Here is a 2,523-nt window from a genome sequence, read left to right on the forward strand (position 1 = left end):
CCTCGACCGCATCCCATTTGTTGACCGCGATCACCAGGGCGCGGCCTTCCTCGATCACGTGCCGGGCGATGGTCAGGTCCTGCTTGTCCAGGATCGCCGCGGCATCCAGCAGCAGCACGCAGACATGGGCGAGGCGGATGGTCTCCAGCGTCTCGCCGACCGACATGAACTCGATCTTGTCGTCGTGCTTGTCGATCCGCGCCTTGCGCCGCATGCCGGCGGTGTCGACCAGGTGGATGGCCTGGCCGCGCCAGCTCCAGTCGACCCCGATGGCGTCGCGGGTGATGCCGGCCTCGGGCCCGGTCAGCACCCGCTCCTCGCGCAGCAGGGCGTTCATCAGGGTCGACTTGCCGGCATTCGGCCGGCCGATGATGGCGAGGCGGATCGGCCGCGCCAGGTCGCGCTCCGGATCGACCGTATCGCTGTCGCCCTCATCCTCGAGCGCGACGTCGTCCTCCTCGTCCGCGGCGGCGGAGGCCTCGTCGTCCTCGGCCGGCATCAGCGGCCGCAGCGCGTCGACCAGGTCGACCAGTCCCTCGCCATGGGCGGCGGAGATGCCGATCGGCTCGCCCAGCCCCAGCGACCAGGCCTCATGCAGCCCGGCCTCGGCGGCCCGGCCTTCGCATTTGTTGGCCAGCAGCAGCACCTTGCCGCCTTGGCGCCGCAGCCACTGGGCGAAGTGCTTGTCCAGCGGCGTCACCCCGGCGCGGGCGTCGATCAGCATCAGCGCGACATCGGCCTCGCGCAGCGCCGCCTCGGTCTGCTGCCGCATCCGCGCCTCGAGGCTGTCGTCGAACGCCTCCTCCAGCCCAGCGGTGTCGATCACCCGGAAGCTCAGATCGGCCAGCCGGCCGTCGCCGAAGCGGCGGTCGCGCGTCACCCCCGGCGTGTCGTCGACCAGCGCCGTGCGCTTGCCCACCAGGCGGTTGAACAGGGTCGACTTGCCGACATTCGGCCGGCCGATGATGGCGAGGGTGAAGGGCATGCGCTCAGGACTGCTCAGCGATAGGCGGTCAGGGTACCGCTTGTGCTGACAATATACATCGTTCCATCGGCGATCACCGGGGCGATCCGCGTCTCGTCGGTCTCGAATTGGCCGGTGATCTCGCCGGTCTTCGGCGAGATCAGCACGCCCTTGCCGGTCGAGCTGGCCAGGATCAGCGTGTCGCCGGCCAGGACCGGGCCGGTCCAGGTGATCGGGCCTTCCTTGTCCTCGGGGTCGGTCCAGCGGTCCAGCTCGCGCACCCAGCGCACCTTGCCGGTGTTGCGGGCCAAGGCGACGACGATGCCGTTGATCGAGACCATATAGACGGTGTCGCCGGCCACCCAGGGCATCTGGGTGCCGCTGATCGGCTGCTCCCACACCGTGGCGCCGGAGCGCATGTCGATGCCGACCGCCTGGTTGCCGTGGCTGACCGCGACCACCAGGTCGCCGTCGATCGCCGGCATGGCGGTGATGTCCGCCAGCCCGGCCAGGGCGCCCGCGGTGCGGGCCGCGCCGCCGCCGACCGCGGCCGACCATGCCGGCCGGCCGTTCTCGATGCGCAGGCCGTACAGCTCGCCGGAGGAATAGGGCACCACGACCACGCCGTTGTCGACTGCGGCGCTGCCGCCGCCGAGCAGGGCCGAGGCCTCGGTGATGCCGGCATGGTTCCACACCTCGGTGCCGGTCTTGGCGTCCAGCACCTCGGTCTGGTTGTCGACGGTGATGGCGACCAGGCGGCCCTGGGTCACGGTCGGCGCGCCGCGCACCGGGCCGGCCAGCTTGGTGCGCCAGATCAGGCCGCCATTCTTCGGGTCGACCGCCACGGCCTCGCCGAAGCCGGTGGTGGCGTACACCGTGCCGTCGGCATAGGCGGCGCCGCCGCCGATCGGCACGCTGTCCTGCTCCGGATCCGCCACCCGCACCCGCCAGTTCGAACGGCCGGTGGCGGCGTCGAACGAGTTCAGCCGGCCGGAGGCGTCGGTGATGTAGACCTTGCCGTCGGCGATCACCGGGCCGGTCAGCAGGGCCGTGCTGCTGCTGTCGCCGCTGCCGATGCTGCTGCTCCAGGCCCGCTGGAACGGGATCTTCAGCGCCAGGTTGCCGTTGACGTGGTTGACCGCGCCGCCCGGGTTGCGCCAGTCGGGGGCGTTGCGCACCGCCGGCAGCGCGCTCGGCTGACCGGCATCGGCCGCGGGCTCCAGGCCTTCGGTGCGGCTGATGACGGGGATCCGCTCGCCCGGAAGGGGCGTCTTGTCATCCTTGAACCAGCCGCAGGCGCTGAGGAACCCGGCGAGCGCAACGATGGAGATCCGGGGCAGCAGGTGGCGTCGCCGCATGGGGTGGTCCCTCAATTGCTCGAAATGCTGAGGAGCTGTTCGGCCCGGCTGCGCACGCCGGGGGACGAGGCCGGGTCCTTCGACAGCGCCTCGAAGATCTCGCGGGCCTTGGCCGCATCCTTCTGGCGCAGGGCCAGCAGACCCTGCAGCTCGCGCGCCTCGGCCCGCCAGGGGGCGCCGTCGGCGGGCAGCGGCGCCAGC

Annotated in this window: 2 protein-coding genes and 1 pseudogene; all 3 read right to left on the reverse strand. The window is 71.5% G+C overall.

Going from position 1 to position 2,523, the window contains the following annotated elements; genetic code table 11:
• On the reverse strand, positions 1-985 hold a 985-nt coding region (der, locus tag ABDW35_RS35400), incomplete at its 3' end, for a ribosome biogenesis GTPase Der (RefSeq protein WP_343718526.1).
• A gap of 14 nt (positions 986-999) precedes the next feature.
• Positions 1,000-2,322, reverse strand: coding sequence for a PQQ-binding-like beta-propeller repeat protein (locus tag ABDW35_RS35405; RefSeq protein ID WP_343718527.1), 1,323 nt, complete (start codon positions 2,320-2,322; stop codon positions 1,000-1,002).
• Between the two features lie 11 nt (positions 2,323-2,333).
• A pseudogene (locus ABDW35_RS35410) lies at positions 2,334-2,523 on the reverse strand (hypothetical protein); the annotation flags it as partial.

This window comes from Inquilinus sp. (assembly GCF_039594555.1).
GTDB lineage: Bacteria > Pseudomonadota > Alphaproteobacteria > DSM-16000 > Inquilinaceae > Inquilinus.

Coding starts and splice junctions, on each gene's coding strand:
- ABDW35_RS35405 (WP_343718527.1), bottom strand. CDS start 2,322: ATGCGGCGACGCCACCTGCTGCCCCGGATCTCCATCGTTGCGCTCGCC.